Raw genomic sequence first — 854 nt, 5'->3', positions numbered from 1 at the left:
CCACCAGAACACTCCTCCAGCGGCGCGAAGTCGGCCGGTACCGAGTCCGCGGCGGTGAGGATCGCCCGGTTGGAGGCGGAGAACGCCCGGCTACGGGCCGACAAGGTCAAGGTCGAGACCGAGCGGGACATCCTGCGGAAAGCGGCCAAGTATTTCGCTGGGGAGACGAACTGGTGAACCGCTTCCAGTTCGTCGCCGACCACCAGCACGCCTTCGAGGTGAAGCGGTTGTGTCAGGCTGTGGAGGTCTCCCGGTCATCGTTCTACGCCTGGTGCGCCGCCGCACCGGCCCGGGCCGAACGGGTCGTGGCCGATGCCGAGCTCGCCGAACGGATCCGGACCGTCCAGGACCCGAAGACCGGTGGTGACCCCGCCTACGGGGCACCCAGGGCGACCGCTGAACTCAACGACGGCGTGCCGGCCGAGGACCGGGTCAACCACAAGCGGGTCGCCCGGGTGATGCGCCACCACGGGCTGGCCGGGATCCGGCTCCGCCGCCGGGTCCGGACCACGCTGCCCGAGCCAGCCGACCAGAAGTACCCCGACCTGCTCAGGCGGGACTTCACCGCAGAGCGGCCCAACACCATCTACGTCGGCGACATCACCTACCTGCCGCTGCCTGAGGGCCGCAATCTGTACCTGGCCACCGTGATCGACTGTTTCTCCCGCAAACTCGCCGGCTGGGCGATCGCCGACCACATGCGCACCGAACTCGTCGAAGACGCACTCAAGGCTGCCCGCCGTGACCGGGGCAGCCTGGCCGGGGCGGTGTTCCACAGCGATCACGGGTCGGTCTACACCTCGGCTGACTACGCCAAACTCTGCGGCCAACTCGGCGTCACCCAATCCATGGGT

Annotated in this window: 1 pseudogene; it reads left to right on the top strand. The window is 68.6% G+C overall.

Features of this window, described 5'->3' with window-relative positions:
- Positions 1-854 (top strand): annotated as a pseudogene (locus GSY69_RS13820) (IS3 family transposase); the annotation flags it as partial.

Origin of the sequence: Brevibacterium rongguiense (assembly GCF_009857845.1) — a bacterium.
Lineage (GTDB): Bacteria > Actinomycetota > Actinomycetes > Actinomycetales > Brevibacteriaceae > Brevibacterium > Brevibacterium rongguiense.
Note: the sequence above shows the minus strand (reverse complement) of the source record. Positions and strands in the feature narration are given on the sequence as shown.